Source organism: Curtobacterium oceanosedimentum (assembly GCF_040545555.1).
Taxonomy (GTDB): domain Bacteria; phylum Actinomycetota; class Actinomycetes; order Actinomycetales; family Microbacteriaceae; genus Curtobacterium.
This window is the reverse complement of record NZ_JBEPMD010000001.1, coordinates 102,991-126,415: the sequence shown is the minus strand read 5'-3', so window position 1 is coordinate 126,415 and position 23,425 is coordinate 102,991. Positions and strand designations below refer to the sequence as shown.

Annotated in this window: 24 protein-coding genes and 2 pseudogenes; 14 read left to right on the top strand and 12 right to left on the bottom strand. The window is 72.8% G+C overall.

The features are described from left to right. Nucleotides 1-17: 17 nt before the first annotated feature. Nucleotides 18-749, top strand: a complete 732-nt coding sequence (locus ABIC52_RS00605; protein ID WP_209823509.1) for a FadR/GntR family transcriptional regulator — start codon at nt 18-20, stop codon at nt 747-749. Between the two features lie 354 nt (nt 750-1,103). Here ABIC52_RS00605 and ABIC52_RS00600 read toward each other — a convergent pair whose 3' ends face one another. The 5 genes from ABIC52_RS00600 to ABIC52_RS00580 form a co-directional block, all read right to left on the bottom strand. Continuing rightward, complete coding sequence (locus tag ABIC52_RS00600; RefSeq protein WP_126891870.1) at nt 1,104-1,712, bottom strand: GNAT family N-acetyltransferase; 609 nt, start codon at nt 1,710-1,712, stop codon at nt 1,104-1,106. A 51-nt stretch (nt 1,713-1,763) separates the two neighbouring features. Continuing rightward, the gene (locus tag ABIC52_RS00595) at nt 1,764-2,444 is read right to left on the bottom strand and encodes a uracil-DNA glycosylase (RefSeq protein WP_126891871.1); all 681 of its coding nucleotides are present in this window, start codon (nt 2,442-2,444) and stop codon (nt 1,764-1,766) included. Between the two features lie 5 nt (nt 2,445-2,449). Beyond that, complete coding sequence (locus tag ABIC52_RS00590; RefSeq protein ID WP_126891872.1) at nt 2,450-3,169, bottom strand: Type 1 glutamine amidotransferase-like domain-containing protein; 720 nt, start codon at nt 3,167-3,169, stop codon at nt 2,450-2,452. Beyond that, on the bottom strand, nt 3,166-3,699 hold the full coding sequence (locus ABIC52_RS00585) for a phosphoribosyltransferase (RefSeq protein ID WP_174234737.1): 534 nt from the start codon (nt 3,697-3,699) through the stop codon (nt 3,166-3,168). Before ABIC52_RS00585 ends, ABIC52_RS00590 begins: the two co-directional genes overlap by 4 nt. 67 nt (nt 3,700-3,766) lie before the next feature. Further along, nucleotides 3,767-4,576, bottom strand: a complete 810-nt coding sequence (locus tag ABIC52_RS00580; protein ID WP_209823504.1) for an SDR family oxidoreductase — start codon at nt 4,574-4,576, stop codon at nt 3,767-3,769. A 71-nt stretch (nt 4,577-4,647) separates the two neighbouring features. Here ABIC52_RS00580 and ABIC52_RS00575 point away from each other — a divergent pair, with 71 nt between their 5' ends. Next, a complete protein-coding gene (locus tag ABIC52_RS00575) occupies nt 4,648-5,745 on the top strand; it encodes an acyltransferase family protein (RefSeq protein ID WP_354026368.1) in 1,098 nt (365 codons plus the stop codon). Between the two features lie 7 nt (nt 5,746-5,752). Here the strand turns inward: ABIC52_RS00575 and ABIC52_RS00570 are convergent. Next, a pseudogene (locus tag ABIC52_RS00570) lies at nt 5,753-5,893 on the bottom strand (DivIVA domain-containing protein); the annotation flags it as partial. A gap of 39 nt (nt 5,894-5,932) precedes the next feature. Further along, nucleotides 5,933-6,028, bottom strand: a pseudogene (locus ABIC52_RS00565) (DivIVA domain-containing protein); the annotation flags it as partial. Nucleotides 6,029-6,206: 178 nt separating this feature from the next. Here ABIC52_RS00565 and ABIC52_RS00560 point away from each other — a divergent pair. From ABIC52_RS00560 to ABIC52_RS00535, 6 genes are all read left to right on the top strand, one after another. After that, nucleotides 6,207-7,538 (top strand): bifunctional o-acetylhomoserine/o-acetylserine sulfhydrylase, encoded by a 1,332-nt coding sequence (locus ABIC52_RS00560; RefSeq protein WP_126891876.1) that lies wholly within the window; start codon nt 6,207-6,209, stop codon nt 7,536-7,538. Between the two features lie 85 nt (nt 7,539-7,623). Beyond that, complete coding sequence (gene metX, locus ABIC52_RS00555; RefSeq protein ID WP_354026367.1) at nt 7,624-8,823, top strand: homoserine O-acetyltransferase MetX; 1,200 nt, start codon at nt 7,624-7,626, stop codon at nt 8,821-8,823. A 189-nt stretch (nt 8,824-9,012) separates the two neighbouring features. Further along, the gene (locus ABIC52_RS00550; protein WP_209677377.1) at nt 9,013-10,170 is read left to right on the top strand and encodes a sensor histidine kinase; all 1,158 of its coding nucleotides are present in this window, start codon (nt 9,013-9,015) and stop codon (nt 10,168-10,170) included. Next, nucleotides 10,167-11,489: a hypothetical protein gene (locus tag ABIC52_RS00545; RefSeq protein WP_209823502.1), complete on the top strand. Its 1,323-nt coding sequence runs from the start codon at nt 10,167-10,169 to the stop codon at nt 11,487-11,489. Before ABIC52_RS00550 ends, ABIC52_RS00545 begins: the two co-directional genes overlap by 4 nt. A gap of 96 nt (nt 11,490-11,585) precedes the next feature. Continuing rightward, nucleotides 11,586-12,257, top strand: coding sequence for a response regulator (locus ABIC52_RS00540; protein WP_209677381.1), 672 nt, complete (start codon nt 11,586-11,588; stop codon nt 12,255-12,257). Between the two features lie 722 nt (nt 12,258-12,979). Then, nucleotides 12,980-13,135: a hypothetical protein gene (locus ABIC52_RS00535; protein ID WP_354026366.1), complete on the top strand. Its 156-nt coding sequence runs from the start codon at nt 12,980-12,982 to the stop codon at nt 13,133-13,135. Nucleotides 13,136-13,189: 54 nt separating this feature from the next. On the opposite strand, the gene ABIC52_RS00530 is transcribed toward ABIC52_RS00535, so the two are convergent. Both ABIC52_RS00530 and ABIC52_RS00525 read right to left on the bottom strand, forming a co-directional pair. Then, the gene (locus tag ABIC52_RS00530) at nt 13,190-14,455 is read right to left on the bottom strand and encodes an MFS transporter (RefSeq protein WP_126891881.1); all 1,266 of its coding nucleotides are present in this window, start codon (nt 14,453-14,455) and stop codon (nt 13,190-13,192) included. Nucleotides 14,456-14,825: 370 nt separating this feature from the next. After that, nucleotides 14,826-15,044: a hypothetical protein gene (locus ABIC52_RS00525; protein WP_209677386.1), complete on the bottom strand. Its 219-nt coding sequence runs from the start codon at nt 15,042-15,044 to the stop codon at nt 14,826-14,828. A gap of 98 nt (nt 15,045-15,142) precedes the next feature. On the opposite strand from ABIC52_RS00525, the gene ABIC52_RS00520 reads away from it, so the two are divergent. Then, the gene (locus ABIC52_RS00520) at nt 15,143-15,322 is read left to right on the top strand and encodes a hypothetical protein (RefSeq protein WP_209823496.1); all 180 of its coding nucleotides are present in this window, start codon (nt 15,143-15,145) and stop codon (nt 15,320-15,322) included. Between the two features lie 10 nt (nt 15,323-15,332). On the opposite strand, the gene ABIC52_RS00515 is transcribed toward ABIC52_RS00520, so the two are convergent. Both ABIC52_RS00515 and ABIC52_RS00510 read right to left on the bottom strand, forming a co-directional pair. Further along, a complete protein-coding gene (locus tag ABIC52_RS00515; protein WP_126891884.1) occupies nt 15,333-15,641 on the bottom strand; it encodes a thiamine-binding protein in 309 nt (102 codons plus the stop codon). Then, nucleotides 15,638-16,951 (bottom strand): hypothetical protein, encoded by a 1,314-nt coding sequence (locus ABIC52_RS00510; RefSeq protein ID WP_354026365.1) that lies wholly within the window; start codon nt 16,949-16,951, stop codon nt 15,638-15,640. Before ABIC52_RS00510 ends, ABIC52_RS00515 begins: the two co-directional genes overlap by 4 nt. Nucleotides 16,952-17,012: 61 nt before the next feature. Between ABIC52_RS00510 and ABIC52_RS00505 the strand changes: the two genes are divergently transcribed. Beyond that, nucleotides 17,013-17,729: a YceI family protein gene (locus ABIC52_RS00505; RefSeq protein ID WP_126891886.1), complete on the top strand. Its 717-nt coding sequence runs from the start codon at nt 17,013-17,015 to the stop codon at nt 17,727-17,729. Between the two features lie 226 nt (nt 17,730-17,955). Here ABIC52_RS00505 and ABIC52_RS00500 read toward each other — a convergent pair whose 3' ends face one another. Then, entirely contained in the window at nt 17,956-18,816 is an 861-nt protein-coding gene (locus ABIC52_RS00500; RefSeq protein ID WP_354026364.1) for an ADP-dependent NAD(P)H-hydrate dehydratase, read from the bottom strand. A gap of 24 nt (nt 18,817-18,840) precedes the next feature. Here ABIC52_RS00500 and ABIC52_RS00495 point away from each other — a divergent pair, with 24 nt between their 5' ends. From ABIC52_RS00495 to ABIC52_RS00480, 4 genes are all read left to right on the top strand, one after another. Further along, nucleotides 18,841-19,479, top strand: a complete 639-nt coding sequence (locus tag ABIC52_RS00495; protein ID WP_209677396.1) for an HAD family hydrolase — start codon at nt 18,841-18,843, stop codon at nt 19,477-19,479. Further along, nucleotides 19,476-20,558, top strand: coding sequence for an NADH:flavin oxidoreductase/NADH oxidase (locus tag ABIC52_RS00490; RefSeq protein WP_354026363.1), 1,083 nt, complete (start codon nt 19,476-19,478; stop codon nt 20,556-20,558). The genes ABIC52_RS00495 and ABIC52_RS00490 overlap by 4 nt, the downstream gene beginning before the upstream one ends. A gap of 215 nt (nt 20,559-20,773) precedes the next feature. After that, a complete protein-coding gene (locus ABIC52_RS00485; protein WP_354026362.1) occupies nt 20,774-22,180 on the top strand; it encodes a hemolysin family protein in 1,407 nt (468 codons plus the stop codon). Between the two features lie 23 nt (nt 22,181-22,203). Then, on the top strand, nt 22,204-23,274 hold the full coding sequence (locus tag ABIC52_RS00480; RefSeq protein ID WP_126891234.1) for a hemolysin family protein: 1,071 nt from the start codon (nt 22,204-22,206) through the stop codon (nt 23,272-23,274). The last annotated feature ends 151 nt before the right edge of the window (nt 23,275-23,425 follow it).

The window sequence follows — 23,425 nt, the reverse complement described above, 5'->3', positions numbered from 1 at the left end:
GCACGTGAGGAGCACCGATGACCACCGCCCGCGGGCTCCACGCCCACGTGCTCGAGACGCTCGGGCAGCGCATCGTCGACGGGGTGCTGCCCGCGGGCACCGTCGTCCGTCCGGAGCTCGTCGCCTCGGAGTCCGGCGTGTCCCGGTCCGTCGTGCGCGAGGCCCTGCGCGTCCTGCAGTCCCTCGGCCTGGTCGAGCCACGGCAGCGCGTCGGCACGCTGGTGCTCCCCGTGACGTCGTGGGAGTTGCTCGCGCCGACCGTCATCCGGTGGCGCGGAGCCTCGCCCGCGTACTTCGTGCAGCAGCGGGAACTGCTCGAGCTCCGGCTCGGGGTCGAACCCGTCGCGGCTGCGCTCGTCGCCGGTGCCGCCGGTGCCGGCGACGCGTCCGGAGCCGCCGGGTCCCCCGCCGACGCGGTCCTGCTCGCGGCGCGGGACATGCTCGATGCCTGGGCGCGGGAGGACAGCCGCGCCTACCTCGAGGCCGACGTCCGCTTCCACCGTGCGCTGCTGACCGGGTCGGGCAACGCCGTGTTCACCCACTTCGCCGGCACCGTCGAGGCACTGCTGCGGACCCGGACGTCGGAGTCGCGCGACACCATCTCCCGCTGGACCCGCGACGCCGCGGTCCGGCACGAGGCGGTCGCGCTCGCGGTCGTCGCGGGGGACGCCGCCGCGGCCGGCGAGGCGGCCACCGCGCTGCTGCGCGTCACCCGGGACGAGTTCATCGCCGAGGCGCCGGACGCCTGACGGGCGCGCGGCGCGCCGCGCGGTGCGCGTACCGGGCGGAACCGGGCGTACCGGGCGGAACCGGGCGTACCTGGCAGAACCGGGCGTGCCTGGCGTTCCCAGAGCACCAGGTACGCCCGGAACCACCAGCCATCGCACGCGTGATGGGAAGGAACGGGCGAACGGGAGGCTCGCGGCGGCCCCGCCACGCGCCTCCCGTCCGGCACCGCGCCGCCTCGACTGCCCTGCTCGCCCCGGGCGAGACGCCGCGGCCCGGGCGAGACGCCGCCGGGGCGCCGAGACGCCTCGATCCCGGCGGCGTCCTGCACCCGTCGAGGGCGCTCCGCGCCGACGCCGGCGTCTCGAGGTCGCGGGTCAGCGCCGGGCGCGCGCGAAGAGCCGCGGCCCGCGCAGGCGGAGCCGCATCGTGACGGTGCCGAGCCACCGGTCGTACTTGAAGCCGACCTTGCCCATGCGGCCGACCTCCTCGAAACCGAGCCGCTCGTGCAGGCGGATCGAGGCCTCGGCCTGCCGGTCGGCGATCACGGCGATGACCTCGCGGACGCCGGCGGCGCGGCACTCGTCGAGCAGCGCCTCCATGAGCGCACGGCCGAGGCCCTTCCCGCCCGAGGCGGCACCGAGGTAGATCGAGTCCTCGACGACGTGGTTCGACCGGTCGCGCGGGTTCCAGGGGTCCACCAGCGCGTAGCCGAGTATCTGCCCCGACGGGTTCTCGGCGACGAGGAACGGCAGCCCCCGGCGACGGACCTCGTCGTACCGCTGCTTCCACCGCGCGAAGGTGAACGCGGACGGATCGAACGTCACCGAGGAGTTGCGGACGTAGTGCGTGTGGATCTCGCGGACGTCGGGCAGGTCGCGCGGCTCGGCAGCGCGGATCGAGTACGAGAAGGTCGCCTCGGCGGGCACGGGCGCACGCAGGTGTCGCGGCAGCACACGACGGCGTTGGTATTCCTCCTCGAGCACGGTCCGAGCCTACGGGGTGCAACCCGGCGGCGGTCGTCAGCCGGCGGAGGGTCAGGCGGGGAGCGTCCAGTCGACCGGGTCGGCGCCCTGCTCGCGGAGGAGCGCGTCGACCTGCGAGAACGGCCGGCTGCCGAAGAAGCCCCGCGACGCACTGAGCGGCGACGGGTGCGCGGACGCCACCACCGGGGTGTCGCCGAGCAGCGGGCGCACCGACGCGGCCTGGGCACCCCACAGCACGGCGACGAGGGGCTTCCCCCGGGCGACGAGCGCACGGACCGCCTGGTCGGTGACGGCCTCCCAGCCCTTGCCGCGGTGGCTGCCGGCGGCACCGGCCTCGACGGTCAGCACCCGGTTGAGCAGCAGCACGCCCTGCTCCGACCACGCCCGCAGGTCCCCGTGCTCCGGCGGCGTCACGCCGAGGTCGTCGTGGAGCTCGCGGTAGATGTTCGCCAGACTCCGCGGGACCGGGCGCACGTGCGGGTCGACCGCGAACGACAGCCCGATCGGGTGGCCGGGCGTCGGGTACGGGTCCTGCCCGACGACGAGCACCTTCACGTCGTCGAAGGGTTGCGTGAAGGCTCGCAGGACGACGTCGCCGGCGGGCAGGTAGTGGCGGCCTGCGGCGACCTCGTCGCGGAGCCAGTCCCCCATCCGGTGCACGTCGGCCTCGACCGGCGCGAGGGCCTCGGCCCACCCGGGGTCGACGAGGTCGCGGAGGGGGTGCGGCCGCACGGGACTCAGGCGCCCATGGTCGCGACGGAGACGGTCTCGTCCCCGGCGACCACGCGCCAGACGCTGCCCGTCCCGCGGACCTCGAGCGCACCCTCGCCGACGACCAGCGCCGTGTCCTCGTCGATCGCGAGTCCGGCCGTGACGAACTCGGCCTCGGCCGCGGCGACGAGTCGGGCCAGGGTGCCGGCCTGCACGGCGTGCACGTCGATGGTCAGGTCGACGAGTCCGAGCCCCTCGCGGAGCTCCACCTCGTCCAAGCCCTCGGACGCGGCCTGCGGGCAGACCTCGACGCCGCCGATGCGCCACCCGCCGACGAGCGCCCGATCGGCCGCGACCATCGCGCCGGCCGAGTAGCCGAGGTACGGGAGTCCGTCGGAGACCAGGAGCCGGATCTGGTCGACGAGGGGCTGGATCGCGTCGAGGTACGCCGGGGTGACCCCGCCCCCGACCACCAGCGCGTCGACGTCACTGAGGACCGCGGTGGCGAACACCTCGCCCGCGGCGACCTCGGTCACCAGGACCTCGGCCTGCCGAGCACCGCCGAGGACCCCGGCGATGTCGGCCGTCGACGACGGAGCGGTACCGGACGGACCGGTCACGGAGAGCAGGGCGATCCGGGGCACGCTCCGACCGACGGCGGCGGAACGCGCGGTGGCCTCGGCCAGGAACGGGGCGGCGACGTCCGCCGCGACGAGGGGACCCCCGCCGACGAGGTGGATGCTCACGACTCGGCCGTCACCGGGGCGAGGGCGCTCCACGGGAAGGTGATCCACCCGTCGACACGACGCCACACGTGGTCGGGCTCGAGCACGGTGCCGGGCTTCGAGTACAGGCAGGCGCTCCGCACGTCGGCACCGGCGTTCCGGATGATGTCGACGACCAGGCGCAGGGTGCGGCCGGAGTCGGAGACGTCGTCGACCACGAGGACGCGCTTGCCCGACAGGCTCGGCGCGTCGAGGGCGGGCGACAGGATGACCGGCTCGTCCAGGCGCTGCTCGACGTCGGTGTAGAACTCGACGTTGATCGAGCCGCACTCCTTGGTGCCGAGCGCGTACGCTACGGCGCCGGCGATGATCAGGCCGCCGCGCGCGACCGCGACGACGACCTCGGGCTCGAAGCCGGAGGACAGGACGTCCTTGGCGAGCAGCCGTGCCGCATCGCCGAACTCCAGCCAACCGAGCACCTCGGGCCCGCTCGTCACGGTCACGGTCGAGGGCGCCTGCTCGGCGTGCCCGGGTTCGCTGCTGATCGGCATCCGCCCACGGTACCGGCAGGGAGCCACCCGCCGCGACCCGCGCCCCGACACCGCGCGCGCCGGGACGTCAGCTCCGGGGCGTCAGCGGCCCGCGGGCGAGCTTGTGCTGCGCCGACTGCGCGACCGGCCGCACCGTCACCAGGTCGAGGTTGACGTGCGCCGGCAGCTCGACCGCGTGCACGATCGCCTCGGCGACGTCGTCGGCGACGAGCGGCTCCGGGACGTCGGCGTACACCGCGTCGGCCTTCGCGCGGTCGCCCCGGAAGCGCGTCAGGGCGAACTCGTCGGTCTTCACCAGTCCGGGGGCGATCTCGACGACGCGCAGCGGCTCCCCGTTCAGCTCCAGCCGAAGGGCACCGACCAGCGCGTGCTCGGCGAACTTCGCGGCGTTGTACCCGCCGCCGTTCTCGTAGGCCACATGCCCCGCGGTGCTCGTGACCGTGACGACGTCGGCGACCCCGTGCGTGGCCGCGCGACGTCGGAGCTGCGGGAGCAGGGCGGCCGTCACGCGCTTCGTGCCGATGACGTTGACCTCGAACATCGCACGCCAGTCGTCGACGTCGGACTCCTCGACGCTCGCCGAGCCGAGGGCACCGCCGGCGTTGTTCACGAGCACGTCCGCACCGCCGAGCTGGTCCACGCGGGCCGCCAACGCCACGACGGCGCCGGCGTCGGTCACGTCGGCGACCAGGAACGACGCCCCGGTCTCCGCGGCGAGCGCCTCGAGCTTCTCCTGCCGCCGGGCGACGGCGAGGACCTGCCAGCCGTGCTCGCGGAACAGCCGGACGGTCGCTGCGCCGATGCCCGAGCTCGCGCCGGTGACGACGGCGAGCCGCTCGGTGGTGTCGGGCCGCTCGGTGTCGGGACGTGCTGCCATGGGTGCCTCCAGGTGGTGTCGGCACAACCGTACCGATCCGCGGAGGACACGATCCGGTACCGTGACCGGTCATGACGACGGACGCCGCTCCCCCCGCGCCCTCGGCCCCGGCGACGCCGCTCGAGCCGGGCCGGTCGCCGCGACGGATCCCGATGTGGGACACGGCCCGGTTCGTCGCCGTCACGCTCGTCGTGATCGGGCACGCGATCCAGCGGCAGACGGCCGGCAGCGAGCACGCCCTGGCGCTCTACACGTTCATCTACGCGTTCCACATGCCGGCGTTCGGCGTCATCAGCGGGTACTTCTCGTCCGCTGCCACGCCGACGGCCGAGCGGATGCGGCGGACCTTCACGGACATCGTGGTGCCGTACATCGTCATGCAGACGATCTGGACGGTGGTGCAGGCGGTCGTCGAGGGCGGTAAGGAGTTCAACCCGACGAAGCCGACCTGGACGCTGTGGTTCCTGCTGGCCCTGGGGATCTTCCGGCTGATCCTGCCGTACCTGGCGATCCTGCGGTGGTCGCTCGTCTGGGCCGTGGTGCTCAGCATCGGCGTCGGGTACCTCGACAACGTCGACTCGACGTTATCCCTCGGCCGGGCGATCAGCCTGCTGCCGTTCTTCCTGCTCGGGTGGCAGGTCAAGCGGTGGGGCGTGTTCGACCGCTGGTACGAGGCACCCCGCCGCGTGGTGGTCCGTCTCCGCACGGCCGCCATCGTCGTCTTCGCGGCGTGGGCGGCCGCGTGCGTGCTGTTCATCCCGCAGTTCAAGGGCTTCGACCTGCACCACTGGTTCTTCTACGACGACTCGTACTCGGGACTCGGCGAGGACGCCTGGTGGGCCGGCGGGGTCCGGCTCGGCCTGGTGCTGCTCGCCACCGTGCTGACGGCGTCGTTCCTGCTGCTCGTGCCCCGCCGGACGGTGTGGATCACCCGGTTCGGTGCCGCGACGATGTACGTCTACCTGCTCCACACGTTCGTGCTCTACCCGATCCGCGAGTCCGGCATCCTGGCCGGGGAGCACTCGGCGTGGCCGTACGTGCTGCTCATGGTCGTCGTGGCCTGCGCGGTGAGCCTGTTCCTCGCGCAGCCGTTCGTGCGGCGCGGCATGCGGTGGCTGCTCGAGCCGAAGGTCGACTGGTTGTTCCGCCGGGAGCCCGTCGAGCGCTGACGGCTCAGCGGCCGAGTGCCCGGAGCGCGACCACGACCTCGTCGAGGAAGTCGTCCACCTCGTCCTGGTCGTAGCCCTCCTGCCACTTCGTCGCGCGGAAGCGGACGGCGACCACGTCCTCCGGTGTGACCGTCCGGTCCCCGGTCACCGGACGGTCGCCCCGTTCCGCGGCGGCGAGCGTCGCCTGCACCCGGTCCAGCAGGTCGTCGACGTCGTCCTGCGAGTACCCCCTGCGGAACTTCGTCGGCTGGAACCGCTTCTCCGCCACGTCCTGAGCGCGCATGACTCTCCCCCTCTCGTCCGGTCCGATCCTGCCAGTCGCCGGCGCGTTACGTCGCGAGGCAACGCCGCTGGTGCCCGGCCCGCCACCTGCGTAGCGTGACCGTCGTCGCGACGACGCCCAGGGCCTCCCGGCCGGAGCGCAGCGACCAGTTGACGGACCGGACCCGACAGGAGCCCCGATGAGCACGAACGACGCAGCCGCCTGGCGGTTCGAGACCACGCAGGTGCACGCCGGCGCGCAGCCGGACCCGACCACCGGGGCACGCGCCACGCCGATCTACAAGACGACGTCGTACGTGTTCGAGGACTCGGACCACGCCCGTGACCTCTTCGCGCTGGCGCGGCCGGGCAACATCTACTCGCGGATCATGAACCCGACGAACGACGTCGTCGAACAGCGCATCGCGGCGCTCGAGGGCGGCACGGGTGCGCTGCTGGTGTCGAGCGGTCAGGCGGCCGAGACCTACGCGGTGCTCAACATCGCCGGTGCCGGCGACCACATCGTCTCGTCGTCGTCGATCTACGGCGGCACGTACAACCTGTTCAAGTACACGCTGGCGAAGCTCGGCATCGAGACCACGTTCGTCGAGGACCAGGACGACCTCGAGGAGTGGCGCCGCGCCGTCCGCCCGAACACGAAGCTCTTCTTCGCCGAGACGATCGGCAACCCGCGGATCAACGTGCTCGACATCGCGGGCGTCAGCAGCGTCGCGCACGAGTCCGGCCTGCCGCTCATCGTCGACAACACGATCGCGACGCCGTTCCTGATCCGCCCGTTCGAGCACGGCGCCGACGTCGTGGTGCACTCCGCGACGAAGTTCCTCGGCGGCCACGGCACCGTCATCGGCGGCGTGATCGTCGACGGCGGCCGGTTCGCCTGGTCGGAGCACGCCGAGCGCTTCCCGGAGTTCAACTCCCCCGACCCGTCGTACCACGGCGCGGTGTTCGCGCAGGCCGTCGGCAACGAGCTCGCCTACGTCGTGAAGGCCCGCGTGCAGCTCCTGCGCGACCTCGGCGCGTCGAACTCGGCGGACACGGCGTTCGCGCTGCTCCAGGGCATCGAGACGCTGTCGCTGCGCATGGAGCGGCACGTGTCGAACGCCCAGGAGATCGCCGAGTGGCTCGACCGGCACCCGGAGGTGGCGACCGTGTCGTACGCCGGGCTGCCGACGTCGCCCTGGTACGCGGCGGCGAACAAGTACGCGCCGCGCGGGGTCGGAGCCGTGCTGTCGTTCGAGCTGAAGGGCGGGGTGCCGGCCGGCAAGGCGTTCGTCGACGAGCTGCGGTTGTTCTCGCACCTGGCGAACATCGGCGACGTGCGCTCGCTCGTGATCCACCCGGCGTCGACCACGCACTCGCAGCTCACGCCCGAGCAGCAGCTGACGACCGGGGTCACCCCGGGCCTCGTGCGGCTCTCGGTCGGCATCGAGAACGTCGAGGACCTGCGTGCGGACCTCGAGGCGGGGCTCGCGGCGGCCCGGGCGGTCTCGCAGGAGGGCCAGCGCGCCTAGCGCGGCCCGGGACGGAACCCCGCCACGCGCCCGAGGTGACGTAACACGGCGCGGGCGGGGCGCGCCTCCCGGCAGACTGGACCCGATGGACTGGCAGACGATCCCCGAGGACTCGGTCCCGTCCACCCTCGTGCCCGGCACCGAACTGGGGACGCTCGGCAAGCCGCCCGTGACCGGTGCCTGGCGTCCGGGTGACCACCCCGGCTCCCGGCAGTTCGCCGCACTCGGCGAGCAGTGGGTCCGCGGCGGACGGATCCCGTCGGTGCGCGTGGCCTACGAGACCTGGGGCGAGTTGAACGGGGCGCGCGACAACGCCGTGCTGCTCCTGCACGCGATGACCGGGGACTCGCACGTCACCGGTCCCGCCGGGCCCGGCCACCGGACGGCGGGCTGGTGGGGTGACGTCGTCGGACCGGGCCTGGCGATCGACACCGACCGGTGGTTCGTCGTCGCGCCGAACATGCTCGGCGGGTGCCAGGGCACGACCGGCCCCTCGTCGGTCGCCCCGGACGGCGTCGAGTGGGGCTCGCGCTTCCCGTTCGTGACCGTGCGGGACCAGGTCGCCGTGCAGGTGCAGCTCGCCGACGCGCTCGGCATCGACGTCTTCGCGGCCGTCGTCGGCGGATCGATGGGCGGCATGCACGCCCTCGAGTTCGCGGTCACGCACCCGTCCCGGGTCGAGCGGCTCGCCGTCCTGGCGTCGACCGCGCAGACGACGGCCGACCAGATCGCGGCGAACTCGCTGCAGCGCGCCGCGATCCAGACCGACCCCGGCTACGCCGGCGGCGACTACTACGAGGCCGAGGCCGGCGAGGGGCCGCACCGCGGCCTGTCGCTCGCGCGGCGGATGGCGCTGATGACCTACCGGGCGCCGGACGAGCTGAACGGGCGGTTCGCGCGGTCGTGGCAGAGCGACGTCTCCCCGCTCGGCGACGACGGACGATTCTCGGTGGAGAGCTACCTCGACTTCCACGGCAACCGGTTCACGCGACGGTTCGACGCCTCCTCGTACGTCGCGCTGACGCAGGCGATGGACTCGCACGACGTCGGGGCCGGGCGCGGCGGGGTGTCCGCAGCGCTCGCGTCGGTGACCGCCCGGACGCTCGTCGTCGGGGTGTCGAGCGACCGGCTGTTCCCGCTCGAGGACCAGCACCGGATCGCGGCGGGGATCCCCCACACGCTCGACGGGGACCGAGCGGCGGTGCTCGACAGCGAGTTCGGCCACGACGGCTTCCTCATCGAGCACGAGGCCGTCGGGGCGCACCTGCGACGGCTGCTCGACTGAACGGCCCGTCGCCGTCACCGCGGCACGTGCGCGGCGCGCCCGGCGCGCCCACGGACCGATCTGTCCACGTCCGCGTGCCGAACACCCCACAACGGGTGGGCCGCGTGGAATGATGGCGACGGGTACCCCGCCCGCGGGGTCCGGCGAACCACCGGACCCGACCGAACCGACGTCACCACCAGGACACCGATGGACTTCATCGCACAGGAACGCGACCGCTTGCTGCGGTCGACGACCCGTGTCGTCGGCGTCACGTGCGCGCTGGTCTCCGTCGTGGGCATCGTGTCCTCGTTCGCGGTACCGCTCGTCCCCCTGCTCGGCGCGCTCGCGTGCATCGCCGTGCTCATCGCCGCGCTGCTGGTCTTCGGCACGAACGGCTCGGTGTGGTGGACCGCGCTCGCACTCGCGTCGGGCCTCGGCGCCCTCGCACTGCTGCTCTTCGGCGCCGATCCCGACGTGCGGTCCGTGGTCGCCAGCGCCGTGGTGCCACTGGCCGCCGGATCGTTGTCCGCACCGCTGATGGCCCAGCGGGGCGCCCCGGTCGGACTCGCGATGACGATCGTCGCCGGGGTCGCGGCCGTCGGTGCCGTCGTCTGGGCCTCCGGCGGCCCGCTCTCCGGTCCGACGACCGGTGTGGTGCTCGGCTGGGTGCTCGTCGCCGTCGTGTCGGTGTGGATCGCCCGGAGCATCCCCCGCGTCGCCCGGCGCATCCAGAGCATCGGCACGGCACACCGCGCGGAGCGGCAGGCCAGCGAGACCGAGGCACAGCGCCGTCAGGGCGCCCGACTCCTGCACGACACCGTGCTCGCGACCCTCACGCTCCTGGCCCACTCCGGCGTCGGGGTGTCCGAGCAGGCCATGCGCGAGCAGGCCGCCGAGGACGCCAGGCTCCTCCGTCACCTCCGTCTCGGGGCCACCCCGCAGCCGCAGCAGTCCGGGGACTACTCGCTCACCCGCGAAGAGGAATCGCCGCTCGGCCAGACCCTCGAGTCGGTCAAGCAGCGCTTCGGTCGGATGGGGCTCGAGGTCAGCTGGCACGGCACCGGGCAGGTCCTGCTCCCCTCGCACGTCCTCGACGCGTTCCTGCTGGCCCTCGGCGAGTGCCTGGAGAACGTCCGCCGCCACGCGGGGGTCGGCGAGGCCCACGTCACCATCGTCCACGACCAGGAGACCGTCCGCGCCATGGTCACCGACTCCGGTGTCGGCTTCGACCTCGACGCGGTGAGCGCCGAACGCCTCGGCTTCAAGGAGAGCGTCGTGAACCGGCTCCGCGAGGTCGGCGGCGACGCCAAGCTGTTCTCCGCCCCGGGCTCGGGCACGACCGTCGTCCTGGAGGCCCCGCGATGACCCGCATCCCCGAGGACACCATCAGCCGCGGGTTGCCCGGAGAGACCGTGCAGCCGGCACCCCGCACCCGCCGTGAGGCGCGCGAGCGCTACCGAGGCAGCGAACGACGGCAGGCCCGAGGGCTCCCGTCGACCTCGACCGGCGCCCGGTCGCTCCGCCAGGCGGCCAAGCCCGGCGCATCGCTCGGTGCCGGGTACCTCGGCCTCGGCGCCGCGGTGCTCACCGCCATCGAGGCCGTCGTCGGCATCGTCTTCTTCCTGGTCCGGCTGCCGGGCTACTCCGAGCCCTGGTTGCCCACGGCCGCATGGGCGCTGTACCTGGTCGCCGCGATCGGCGTCGGCCTCAGCCTGATGACCTACGGCGAACGACTCACCGGAACCGCGTTCGCGCTGATCTGCACCGTGCTGGCGTGCGTCGTGACCCTCGACTTCATCGGCATCTTCCCCGAGCACGACATCGCGCACACCGCCAGCGCCTCGGTGGCCGCGGCGTTCGCCCTGCTCCCGGTCGCGACGCTCCGCCCCGCCCGCGAGGTCGCGGCCGCCATCGCGGTGCTCGGCACCGGCTTCGCCGTGATGGCGGCCGTGTCCACGCCGATCACCCCGACGAGCCTGCCGAGCATCGTCTCGCTGCTCGCGCTGGTGGTCGTGCCGCCGTCGGTCGCCCTGTTCGTGGTCCACCGTTTCCGGCAGCTCGTGCAGCGCGAGCTCGACCGGGTACTCGTGCAGAGCAACGTCCAGGCGCCGCAGTTCGCGGTCGGCATGCTGGCGTCCGACGAACTGGCCCGGCTCGACCTGGCTGCCGAGAAGCTCCTCGACGCCGTCGCGAACGGCTCGGACCCGCTGCCGCTCTCGGATGCCTCGGCATCGGTCGCCGCGTCGCTGGCGACCGAGCTCCGGCTGCACCTCATCGAGGGGCGCCGCGAGACGTGGCTCTACCACGCGATCACGGAGTCCGACCATCTCGGCCGCTCGGTCAGCGTGGCCGACCCGCAGTCCCTCGCCGGCCACCTGGGACCCGCCCAGCGGGACGGCCTGCTGCAGGCCCTGTGGCAGATGGTGGGCGACGGGCGTCCGGCGCAGCCCGGTGTCCCGGTCGTCTCCGTGACGCTCGGCCCGATCGGCTCCGACGGCCACCCGGTCTCCGACGAGCGCATGGACGTCCCGATCGTGTTCGAGTCCCGCGGGATCCCCCGCCGCCGCCTCGGCCCGACCGCGTGGAGCGCGCTGCAGCGCATCGGTCCGTACACGGAGTCGTTCCGCGAAGGGACGCTCCGCGTCGTGTCGCACTGCGTCGTCGACCGACACCCGTCGATGTAGACGGGTCCGAACTGCCGGACACCCGGCACACCTCCCCAGCCCGGACGGTCCCGACACCTAGGATCGGCGTGCACTGCCTTCGAGAAAGGACGCCTGATGGCGACTCCAGAGGAACCGATCCGACTCGCACTGGTCGACGACCACCGCATGCTGCTCGGCGCGCTCACGGAGTGGATCCGCAGCGCCGCCGACGACATCACGCTCGTCGCCGCCGTCACGACCTGGCCGGAGCTCCTCACGAGCCCGGCGTTCCCGGTCGACGTGGTGCTGCTCGACCTGGACCTCAAGGACTCCATCCCGGTGTCGCTCAAGATCTCGACCCTCAAGACCGCCGGTGTGAAGACCGTCGTGATGAGCACGTACTCGGAGCCGAACGTCGTCCGTGAGGCCCTCGGCTCCGGTGCCCTCGGCTACCTCGTGAAGAGCGAGGACGCCGACATGATCGTCGAGGCGATCCGTGCGGCGCAGCGCGGCGAGCAGTACGTCTCCGCCGAGCTCGACCTGGCGATCAACAGCGGCGACGTCGGTGGTGTGCCGAAGCTCAGCGCGCAGGAACGGCGCGTGATGGCGCTGTACGGCGGCGGCGAGCCCGTCAAGAGCGTCGCGTACCAGCTCGGCATCTCCGAGGAGACCGCGAAGAGCTACCTCAAGCGCATCCGCGAGAAGTACCGCGTCGCCGGCTTCGACGTCGGCACGAAGGTCGCGCTGCGGAAGCGCGCGATCACCGACGGCATCATCGTGCAGGACGGCAGCCCGGTCGGGCTCTAGCCGGCACCCACACGACGGACGGGAGGCCCGTGGCGACACCGCCACGGGCCTCCCGTCCGTCGTCTCGGCGCGTGTGCCCGCCGGTTGCGGCCGGGCTGCCGGCTGCCGGGCTGCCGGGCTGCCGGCTGCCGGCTGCCGGGCTGCCGGCTGCCGGCTGCTGGCTGCTGGCTGCCGGCTGCTGGCTGCCGCGAAAGCGACAGGCTCACACGGAACGTTCGCGGCCTTCTGTCGCTTCCGCGGAGCTCATCGGCGCCGAGGCGCAGCGGAGCGTCAGCGCGCGGACCAGCGTCGGCACGGGAAGATGTGCAGGTGTCCGACCTGACCCGCCCTCGCTCAGCAGCCCGTCGCGCACGTGGGGTCGGACGGCACGCAGGCCGCTCCCCGGATCGACGTCCGCTCGTGCTCACCGGCCTGGCGCTGGCGGCGTACGCCGTCCTGCTCGTGCTCGTGATCGGGGCGGCCGGCGTGGCGGCGACACGCTCCGCCGGACGGGACCAGCCGGTGCACTGGGGCAGCTTCCGGCTGACCGATCAGGACTGCTCGAGGGATCGGAACGGTGACGAGTCCTGCGTCTGGTACGGCACGTGGACCCCGGACGACGGGTCACGTCCGGTTCGCGACGTCGAGTACGACGGCGGGTCCTCCGACCCGCAGGACCCCCTGTCGGGGACGTCCGGACCGGCTACCGCGACGCCGACCTGCTCGATCCCGAGCCGGGCACCGTGTGGAACGGAGACGACATCGACTCGACCTGGGTCAGCCCGGCGATCTTCGCAGCGATCGGCCTCGCGGTACTGACCTACCTGGTGTTCGAATGGGGGGACGCCGCACGACTGCGACGGTGGTGGCGGCGTCGCAGCGCGACGTCCGGGCGGTGACCGGTCAGCGAGCCCGGTGGAGCCGACCGGTGCCGCGCCCGGCTCCGCTGGGGGTCAGACCGTGGGCACCGGTGCAGTGATCGGTCCGGTCGACGGCGACGACGAGCGCAAGGAGGCACGACGGTCCGTCCGCCGTTCGACGCCGTAGCTCACCATCGTCACGAGCAAGCCGAGCAGCGCGAGCACGATGCCGAGCCACGCCGGCGCGAGGAACCCGAAGCCGGCAGCGATGACCGCCCCGCCGAGCGCGGCGCCGAGCGCGTTCCCGATGTTGAACGCGGAGTGGTTCAGCGCCGCCGCGATGGTCCGGGCGTCACCGGCGACGTCCATGAGACGCGACTGGACCGCCGGCGGGATCGCGGAGGAGGTCGCCCCGAGCAGGAACGCGCCGAGGAACACACCCCAGACCCACTGCGCCGTGAAGACGGTCACGAGCAGGGCACCGATGAGCGCGAGCATCCCGATGTAGATCGTGCGCTTGACGCTGTGGTCGGCGAGGTGACCGCCGAGCACCCCGCCGACGACCATGCCGAGACCGACGACCACGAGCACGAGCGGCACGGCGGACTCGGGCAGCCCGGTGACGTTCTGCACGAGCGGCGAGATGTACGAGTAGACGGCGAAGAACCCGCCGAAGCCCACGGCCCCGAGGCCCATCACGATCCAGAGCTGCGGCGACCGGAACGCCCGGAGCTCACGGCCGATGGTCGCGTGCTCGTCGGCGGCGCTGCGCGGGACGAACGCTGCGACGGCGAGGAAGGTCAGGGCGAACAGCAACGAGACGACGCCGTACGCGATGCGCCAACCGGCGTTCTGCCCGATCCAGGTGATCGCGGGCACACCGACCACGTTGGCGATCGACAGGCCGAGCATCACCATCGCGATGCCCTTGCCGCGCTTGCCCGGGCCCATGATCTCGCCGGCGACGATGGAGGCGATGCCGAAGTAGGCACCGTGGGGCAGACCGGCGACGAAGCGAGCGACGAGCACGAGGCCGAAGTTCGGCAGCACCGCGCTCGCCACCGTGGCTACCACGAAGCCGACGAGCAGCACGAGGATCAGGCCCTTGCGCGGGAACGTCGCCGAGATCGCCGCGATCGTCGGCGCACCGACCACGACGCCCAGGGCGTACGCGCTGACGAGCCAGCCGGCGTGCGCGACACCGGCGGCGGGGTCGGCGGCGTACTGCGCGGGCAGCAGGGCCTCGGCGATGTTCGGCAGCAGCCCCATCGCGACGAACTCGGTGGACCCGATGGCGAAGCCACCGAGGGCGAGGGCGATGAGGGCGAACGCGCGCTGCGTCGGCGTGGTGAGCGTCATGCGACCTGTCTGGATCGGGAGGAACGGAGGTGGGACGAGGGGCCGGACCCGGATGCGTGCCGGGACCTGACCGGACCGCCACGCCGCACGCTGTGTGTGCCCACGACGTCCCGCTGCTCCCGGTGTGCCCACGGCAGCGGTGCGGCACCCCTGTGGCGGCGGAGTCGGCAGCGGGGTCGGTCCGTGTTCGGCGTCGAACGGTCCGAGCACGCCTGCAGCGGCCCGTTCCAGCAGTGTAGACCGCTCCAAACGGCCGACGGAAGACGACGGGCCGAATCGATTCGACGTCAGCCGGACACGCCGCTGTGGAGCGGGAGCGGCTCCCGCCGGAGGAGCCAGCGCGACAGGTACCGTCGCTGCTCGACGGGCCTCAGGCCGCGCGGCGCTCCTGGCTCACGGACCCGGTCGAGACCGGCTCGGGCAGCTCGTCACGATGGGCCCACCCCGACCCGCACTCGGTGCAGCTCGCCCAGGCGTTGCCGCCCTGCTCGTCGCTGTCGATGACGACCGTCTGCAGGTCGCAGTCGGGGCACCAGCCGTCGTGCATCATCACGCGCTCCTCGTCGTCGTCGGGGTCGACCCGAGCCACCGGTGCGGCTCGATGCGGACCATGAGACACCCGACCACCGACAACACCGGGAGGCGCGCGGCGTGTCCTGCGCCTCCCAGCGGGCGTACGCTCGGCCCATGGGGTGGTGGATCGTGACCGGTGTCGTCCTGCTCGTCGCGGTGGGGCTGTGGCTGTGGATGCACCACCTGACGGACCTCGGCTCACGCTCGCGGCAGTACGAGGGCAGTGACCCCGAGATCGCCGAGGCCCTCCGGCAGGCCGAGCGCGACCGCAACAACGGCCGCATGTACCCCTGACGACGACCGGCTACTCACCGAGTGCCGCCTCGAGCCGCTCGAGCTTCCCGTCGATCTCGCCCGTGTGCCCGGGGCGGATGTCGGCCTTGAGGACGAGGGACACCCGCGTGCCGTGGGCGCCGACGGCCTCGGTGGCGCGCTTGACGACGTCCATCACCTCGTCCCACTCCCCCTCGACCTCCGTGAACATCGACGAGGTGCGGTTCGGCAGCCCGGACTCGCGGACGACCCGCACCGCTGCGGCGACCGCGTCGTGCACGGACCCGTCCGAGGATGCCGAGGGACCACCGGACGGTGCGACGGAGAACGCGACGATCATGCGTCCATCCTGCCCCGGTCGACTCCCCCGTGCACCGACGATTCGGACGCCGGCGTCGACGACGAGCCCGACGAGCCCGACGCACGCCCCAGTGGACGCCCCGACGGACGCCGAGCCAGCCGCACCAGCACGACCACCGCCCACACCAGCACGGCGACCTCGAGCACGTTCCGCACCGTGAGCACGGACACCATCCACGGGCGCACCGCGAGCAGCTGGTCGTAGAACCCCGGGTAGATCACCTGCGTCAGCAGTGCCAGGGGCAGCAGCCCGATCGCCACCGGCAGGAAGCGCCGTGCACTCGGGTGCCCGGCGACCAGTCCCCACACCACGGGCACCGCGTACCACCCGACGTACTGCGGCGACCCGACCTTGTTCACGGCGATGAGCGCCGCGACGAACAGCAGCGCGAGGACCGGCGCGACCTCGGTGCGACGGGCGCCACCGCGGACCGCGAGCACCGCGAGGACCAGGCCGCCGATCACGAGCAGTGCCATCAGCGGCGTCGACAGGGCTGCTGCGGCGTGGGTGCCCGCTCCGGACACCTCGAAGGTCAGGATCTCGCGGTCGTAGTACACCGCCGCCCCGGGCACCCCGAGTGCGGCCGCCCACATGAAGGGCGTCGCGAGCGGCGCCTCGACCTGCAGCGCCCGGTCGCTCTGCTCCGTGACGAAGGACAGCAGGTGCGGCGCTCCCCCGTAGAGCACGTCGACGAGCACGATCAGCCCGGTCACGACGAGTGCGCCGGTCACGACGGCGCTCCGGTGTCCCCGTCGGAGCAGCACCAGGACGCCGACGAGTGCAGCCGGCCAGACCTTGGTCCATGCCGCAGCGGTGAAGAGCGCCGACGCGACCGCCGGACGGGTCACGACGAAGGCCACTGCGACGAGGGCCAGGGCGGTGGCCACGGTGTCGATCCGTCCGAGTGCGATCGGTCCGAGCGCGAGCAGGAACACGAGCCACCACCACACGACCCGCACGCCGAAGGCACGGAAGCGCCACAGGAAGGCGCACGCCACGGCGTCGAGCAGCACCATGATGGTGAGCCAGCCGCTCGCGATCGCTGCGGTGCCGCCGAGCGCCGCCGCAGCCATCGGCACGAGCGCGAACACCGGGTACACCCAGTCGGTGTCGACCCCGACCCACGAGTGGTCGATCCGCCCGATCTCGATCCACCGCCGGTAGGCGAGGGTGACGTCACCCAGCGGCTGGTTCGGCGCCGTCGTGGCGAGCCACCACAGCACGGCGTGCACGAGCACGAACACCACGGCGAGCGAGACGCCCTCGACCCACCGGAACCGCTGCTGCACCGTGCGAGCGTAGCGGCACGACCCACAGGCTCCCCTGAGGAGGACGTGTCACCGTTCCCGGGTGAGCACCGACCCCCGCCAGCGCCCCGCCACCCGCAAGCCCCTCGTGTGGGCGGGGATCGTCCTGCTCGTCGCGGTGCTCGCCGTCGTCGGCGTCGCCGTCGGTACGAGCGTGTACACCTCGAACGAGAACGCGAAGGCCTCCGCGACGCCCTCGGTCGCCGCGAGCCGCGCTCCGTCGACGCTCGACCCGGCCGACCTGTCCGGCGACTGGACCGTGGGCGGGGACTCCGAGGCCGGCTACCGCGTCCACGAGGTCCTCAACGGCTCCGCCGTCACCGTGACCGGACGGACCGACAGCGTCACCGGTTCGGCCCGGGTCGAGGGGACCTCGATCACCGAGGCGACGATCACGGTGCAGGTCGCCGACATCGCCACCGACTCGGCGCAGCGCGACTCGTACTTCCGCGACTCCGCCCTCGACGTCTCGGCCTTCCCGCAGGCGACCTTCACGCTCACCGAGCCGATCGCCGACGCCGTCCCGAGCGGCTCCGGCACGACCGAGGTCCGGGCCGACGGCGAGCTCACCCTGCACGGCGTGACGAAGGCGGTCCGCGCCGACCTGCAGGTCGGGCTGGACGGCGACGGCGTCGCGGTGTCCGGTACGGTCCCGATCACCTTCTCGGACTTCGGGGTGCAGGCCCCCGACCTCGGCTTCGTGCAGGTCGACGACGCGGGCGCCGTCGAGTTCCTCGTGCACGCGACCCCCGCGTCCTGACGCGCCGGTCGGACGCGACCCCGCCTGGTCTCGCGACCCCCGCGTCCTGACGCGTCCCACCACCGGACGGGAGGCACGGCGCCCGCCCGCCCCGCGCCTCCCGGCCGTCATCCGGTCGCCGCGACGACGCAGAACGTCAGATCCGCTGTCGCTCGACATCGCATCTGTCGTTCCGCAGCGGGGAGCGCCGCGCCCGCGGCCCCACCCACCCACCCGGCCGCGCGCGCTACCCCCGCGCGTCGCCGTCGACGACCAGGTCCCGCACCACGCCGCTCAGCTGATCGATCAGCGCCGTCATCGTGAAGGGCCCACCCCGCGACGCCCGCCGCGCCGCGACGCCGTGCACGACCGCCGCCGTCGCCGCGAGGTGTGCGAGGTCCGACGGCGTGAGCGCCGCGCCCGACGCCTCCGCGGCGCCCTGCCGCGTGGCGACGAGCGCTCCGAGCACTCCGCCGAGCACGTCCCCCGCGCCGGCTGCGGCCAGCCACGGTGTCGCCGACGACGCCACGAGCCGGACCGACCCGTCCGGCGTCGCCACGTGCGTGTCCGAGCCCTTGAGGAGGACGACGCTCCCGGTCCGCTCCGCGGCGCGCAGCGCTGCCGTCGCCGGATCGCGCTCGACGGTCTCGCGCGAGGTGTCGAGCACCGGCGCGAGCTCGCCCGCGTGCGGCGTCAGCACCGCGAGCGGGCCGAGGTCGACGAGCGGGATCGCCCCGGCGTCGACCACGACCGGCACCCCGTCGTCCGAGGCGTGCCGGAACGCGTCGGCGGTGGACCGGTCGAGCTCGTCGAGCGAGTCCGCCGAGATGCCCGATCCGACCAGCCATGCCTGCACGCGACCGACACCGGAGACCACCTCGGGACGCCGGGTGAGCACGTGGTCGGTCGCCCGCGACGGCCCGACGTACCGGACCATCCCGACCCCGGTGTGCACCGCGGCGTCGACGCCCATCACGGCGGCTCCCGGGTACCGGTCGGAACCCGTCGCGACGCCGAGCACTCCCCGGCGGTACTTGGTCGACTCGCCGTGCGGTGCGGTGGTCCAGGCGGCGGAGTCGGTCGGGGCGAAGGGGACGAAGTCGTTCACGACCGCCACGTTACGGTGGAGCGCATGAGCCTGTTCCTGCCCGGTCGCGTGGTGGTCTTCGACTACGGCGAGGTGATCAGCCGGACGCCGCAGGGCGCGTGGGACACCCTCGTCGCGATGACCGGTGTGCCCGCGGACGAGCTGCTGCCGGTGTACCAGGAGCTGCGGCACGACCTGGACCGCGGCGACCTCACGGTGCTCGAGTACTGGCGCGCGATCGCGGCGCGGACCGGCCGCCGGTGGAGCCTCACCGACATCCACCGCTTCTGGGCCGTCGACTTCACCGGCTGGTTCGAGGTCGACCCCGAGGTCCTGGCGATCGTCGAGGAGCTGCACGACGCCGGCACGCGCCTCGCCCTGCTCTCGAACGCCGGCCGCGACTTCGGCGACCCGTACCGCTGGTCGCCGATGGGGTCGGTGTTCGAGACGGTCGTGGTGAGCGCCGAGGAGCACGTTCTGAAGCCGGACGCGTCCGTCTACCGCACCACGTGCGAACGCCTGGGAATCGCGGCCGAGCAGATGGTGTTCGTGGACAACAGGGCCGAGAACGCCGCCGGTGCAGACGCGATCGGGGCGGTCGGCCACCACTTCACGTCGCCGGCCGGACTGCGGGCCTTCCTGCAGGACCTGGCGGCACGGAACGCCGAAGGAGCACCCGCGTGACGCACACCCTGTTCGAACCGATCACCATCCGCGACCTGACCGTCCGCAACCGGCTCTGGGTCTCCCCGATGTGCCAGTACTCGGTCGAGCAGCAGGACGGCGTCCCGACGCCGTGGCACCTCGTGCACCTCGGCGGGTTCGCCAAGGGCGGCGCGGGAGCGGTCGTCGTCGAGGCCGCCGGCGTCGTCCCCGAGGGCCGGATCAGCCCGCAGGACGTCGGGCTGTGGAACGACGAGCAACGCGACGCCTTCCGGCCGATCGTCGACTTCCTGCACGCGCAGGGCGCGGCTGCCGGCATCCAGCTCGCGCACGCCGGGCGCAAGGCCTCGACCTACCGCCCATGGTCCGGGACGTCGGGCAGCGTGCCCGAGTCCGAGGGCGGTTGGGCGACGGTCGCCCCGTCCGCCGTGGCCTTCGACGGCTACGCGGTGCCGCGTGAGCTCGAGACCGAGGACATCCGTGTCGTCGCCCTCGCGTTCGCCGCTGCTGCCCGACGCGCGGTCGAGGCGGGCTTCGACCTCGTCGAGCTGCACGCCGCCCACGGCTACCTGCTGCACCAGTTCCTGTCGCCGCTGAGCAACCACCGCACGGACGCCTACGGCGGCTCGCTCGAGAACCGTGCCCGGGCGCTGCTCGAGACGATCGACGCCGTCCGCGCGGAGGTCGGTGCGGGCTTCCCCGTGGTCGTCCGGTTCTCGGCCACCGACTGGGTCGACGGCGGGCTCACCGTCGAGGACACCGTGCAGGTCGCCCGCTGGGCCGCCGAGCACGGCGCCGACCTGGCCGACGTCTCGACCGGCGGCAACGTCGCGAAGGCCCCGATCCCGGTCGGCCCCGGGTACCAGGTCCCGTTCGCCGAGCGGGTCAAGCGCGACGCCGGCATCGGCACGATCGCGGTGGGCATGATCTCCACGGCCTTCCAGGCCGAGCAGGTCGTCGCCACCGGTCAGGCGGACGTCGTGATGGTCGGGCGGGAGTTCCTCCGCGACCCTGCGTTCGCGCTCCGGGCCGCGGCCGAACTCGGCGTCTCCCTCGACTACGAGCCGCAGCAGTACCACCGCGCGCGCGTCACGGCGTAGGCCGGCGTCCGCGACGCGCGTCGCGCCTCCCGTCCGGTCGGCACGCACCGACGGGAGGCGCGACGCACTTCCTGTACTTCCTCTCGGCTCCGCCTCCGCGCACCCGGTACGATGTTGCTCACTGTGGACGATCCTCCGAATCCCTCTTCGCCTTCCCACTCATCCGGCGCTCACTCGGTGAGCAGCCCCGCTTCCCCTGTGTCGGGAGGTGGAGAATGAGTCCCCTCGACATCGTCATGCTGGTCGGCGGCATCCTGCTGACCCTCGGTACCGGTGTCTTCGTCGCCTCGGAGTTCGCGCTCGTGAACCTCGACCGCGCCGAGGTCGAGGCCCGGCGCGACCGCGGCGAGACCGGCCTGGCGCCCGTGATTGGCGCGCTGAAGGTCACGTCGACGCACCTGTCGAGCGCGCAGCTCGGCATCACGCTGACGACGCTGCTGACCGGCTACCTGCTCGAGCCCTCGATCGCGACCTTGCTCGAGGCACCGTTCCTCGCGATGCAGCTGCCCGAGGCGGTCGTCGAGACCGTCGGCTCGATCGTCGCGCTCGTCATCGCCACGCTGCTGTCGATGATCCTCGGCGAGCTCGTGCCGAAGAACTTCGCGCTCGCGCTCCCGCTGCAGACCGCGCGGCTCGTCGTCCCGCTGCAGATCGCCTTCACCACCGTGTTCAAGCCTGCGGTCGCCCTGCTCAACGGCACCGCGAACGCCGTCCTGCGCTCGATGGGCATCGAACCGCAGGAGGAACTGTCGGGTGCCCGCAGCGCCGAGGAGCTCAGCTCGCTCCTGCGCCGCTCGGCATCCGAGGGCTCGCTCGAGCAGGACACCGCGACGCTGCTCCAGCGCACGATCGCGTTCTCCGAGCTGGACGCGAGCGACGTGATGACCCCGCGCCCCCGGCTGTCGACCATCCGCGTCTCGGAGTCGGCGGACGACGTCCTCGCCCTGGCCCGCCGGACCGGCTTCAGCCGCTTCCCAGTCATCGAGGAGGACGCTGACGACGTCGTCGGCATCGTGCACGTCAAGCAGGCCGTCGCGGTCCCGCGCGAGAAGCGCCCCGAGGTGCCCGTCGGTGCCCTGATGACCGAGGCCGAGCGCGTGCCCGAGACCATGCCCGGCGACACCCTGCTCGCCGAGGTCCGGAGCCGCGGGTACCAGATGGTGATCGTCGTCGACGAGTACGGCGGCACCGCCGGTGTCGTCACGCTCGAGGACCTCGTCGAGGAGATCGTCGGCGAGGTGTCCGACGAGCACGACCGGGCCCGCATCGACGTCGTGCACTCCCGCAACTGGTTGACCTTCCCCGGGCTGCTGCGCCCCGACGAGCTCGAGGACCGTGCCGGCGTGACGGTGCCGGAGGACGGACCGTACGAGACCGTCGGCGGGTTCATCATGTCCTCGCTCGGGCGCCTGCCCGCGGTCGGTGACGAGGTCGCGCTCGACGACGGTGTGTTCCGCGTCGAGCGGCTGGACGGGCGCCGTGTCGACCGCGTCCGCTGGACCCCGAACCGCCCCGACCCCGTCCCGACGACGACGGGCAGCAGCACGACCGGCAGCACCGCGACCGCGCAGCGCCCGGCCACCGGGATCATCATCCCCGCCACGAAGGAGGGCTCCCGATGAGCGCCACGTCCGTGCACGACGGGATGGTCGTCCTCGCCGCCGGTGAGTCCGCGTCGAGCAGCTCCGACTGGTGGGGCATCTTCTGGCTCGTCGTGCTGCTGCTCGGCAACGCCTACTTCGTCGCCGCCGAGTTCGCCGTCATCTCCGCCCGCCGCTCGCAGATCGAGCCGCGCGCCGAGGCCGGTTCCAAGGCCGCGCAGACGACGCTCGCCGCGATGGAGCACGCCACCCGCATGCTCGCCACCACGCAGCTCGGCATCACGGTGTGCTCGCTCCTGATCCTCAACGTGTCCGAGCCGGCGATCCACCACCTGCTCGAGGCTCCGCTCGGGCTGACCGGCTGGAGCGTCGAGGTGATCGGCACCGTGGCCTTCGTGTTCACGCTGCTGCTCGTGTCCTTCCTGCACGTGGTGTTCGGCGAGATGGTGCCGAAGAACATCTCGTTCTCGATGCCCGACCGCGCCGCGCTGCTGCTCGTCCCGACCCTCTGGTACATCGGGCACGCGCTGCACTGGGTGATCGTCGGACTGAACGAGACCGCGAACGCCGTGCTCCGCCTGTTCAAGGTCGAGCCGAAGGACGAGGCCGTCAGCGCGTTCACCGTGGAGGAGGTCCAGACGATCGTCGAGCAGTCCCGTCGCGAGGGCACGCTCACCGACGACGGCAAGCTCGCGATGGCGTTCGAGTTCACGGAGAAGAAGGTCAAGGACGTCGCCGTGCCGATGTCCGACCTGGTCACGCTCCCCGAGGACGCCACCCCCGAGGACGTCGAGCGTGCGGTCGCCCAGCGCGGCTTCTCGCGGTACGTGCTCGTCGGCGACGACGGCGACCCGACGGGCTACGTGCACGTGAAGGACGTCATCGACCTGCGCCCGGACGAGTTCGACGTGCCGGTGCCGCCGAAGCGGATCCGGCAGCTCATCTCGCTCTACACGGACATGGACCTCGAGGACGCCCTCGCGACCATGCGTGCCGCCGGTCGCCACGTGGCGCGGGCGTTCGACGCCGAGGGACGCACGATCGGTGTGCTGTTCCTCGAGGACATCCTCGAGGAACTCGTCGGCACCGTCGAGGACGCGACCCGACGGCGCTGACCGCACCGACAGAGGACGGGAGGCGCGGTGCCAGCCGGCACCGCGCCTCCCGTCCGTCCGTCGGTCGCGGACCCGAGACTCGCGCTCAGCGACGTTCCTCGCGCTCCTCGGCCCGAGAGACGTCGCTCAGGCCGAGACTCGGGCCACCGGC

What these genes read in the sequence shown, in the direction of transcription:
- ABIC52_RS00605 (WP_209823509.1), top strand. Translation starts at nt 18, where the DNA reads ATGACCACCGCCCGCGGGCTCCACGCCCACGTGCTCGAGACGCTCGGG.
- ABIC52_RS00585 (WP_174234737.1), bottom strand. Translation starts at nt 3,699, where the DNA reads ATGCCGATCAGCAGCGAACCCGGGCACGCCGAGCAGGCGCCCTCGACC.
- ABIC52_RS00580 (WP_209823504.1), bottom strand. Translation starts at nt 4,576, where the DNA reads ATGGCAGCACGTCCCGACACCGAGCGGCCCGACACCACCGAGCGGCTC.
- ABIC52_RS00575 (WP_354026368.1), top strand. Translation starts at nt 4,648, where the DNA reads ATGACGACGGACGCCGCTCCCCCCGCGCCCTCGGCCCCGGCGACGCCG.
- ABIC52_RS00560 (WP_126891876.1), top strand. Translation starts at nt 6,207, where the DNA reads ATGAGCACGAACGACGCAGCCGCCTGGCGGTTCGAGACCACGCAGGTG.
- metX (WP_354026367.1), top strand. Translation starts at nt 7,624, where the DNA reads ATGGACTGGCAGACGATCCCCGAGGACTCGGTCCCGTCCACCCTCGTG.
- ABIC52_RS00550 (WP_209677377.1), top strand. Translation starts at nt 9,013, where the DNA reads ATGGACTTCATCGCACAGGAACGCGACCGCTTGCTGCGGTCGACGACC.
- ABIC52_RS00545 (WP_209823502.1), top strand. Translation starts at nt 10,167, where the DNA reads ATGACCCGCATCCCCGAGGACACCATCAGCCGCGGGTTGCCCGGAGAG.
- ABIC52_RS00540 (WP_209677381.1), top strand. Translation starts at nt 11,586, where the DNA reads ATGGCGACTCCAGAGGAACCGATCCGACTCGCACTGGTCGACGACCAC.
- ABIC52_RS00530 (WP_126891881.1), bottom strand. Translation starts at nt 14,455, where the DNA reads ATGACGCTCACCACGCCGACGCAGCGCGCGTTCGCCCTCATCGCCCTC.
- ABIC52_RS00520 (WP_209823496.1), top strand. Translation starts at nt 15,143, where the DNA reads ATGGGGTGGTGGATCGTGACCGGTGTCGTCCTGCTCGTCGCGGTGGGG.
- ABIC52_RS00515 (WP_126891884.1), bottom strand. Translation starts at nt 15,641, where the DNA reads ATGATCGTCGCGTTCTCCGTCGCACCGTCCGGTGGTCCCTCGGCATCC.
- ABIC52_RS00495 (WP_209677396.1), top strand. Translation starts at nt 18,841, where the DNA reads ATGAGCCTGTTCCTGCCCGGTCGCGTGGTGGTCTTCGACTACGGCGAG.
- ABIC52_RS00485 (WP_354026362.1), top strand. Translation starts at nt 20,774, where the DNA reads ATGAGTCCCCTCGACATCGTCATGCTGGTCGGCGGCATCCTGCTGACC.
- ABIC52_RS00480 (WP_126891234.1), top strand. Translation starts at nt 22,204, where the DNA reads ATGGTCGTCCTCGCCGCCGGTGAGTCCGCGTCGAGCAGCTCCGACTGG.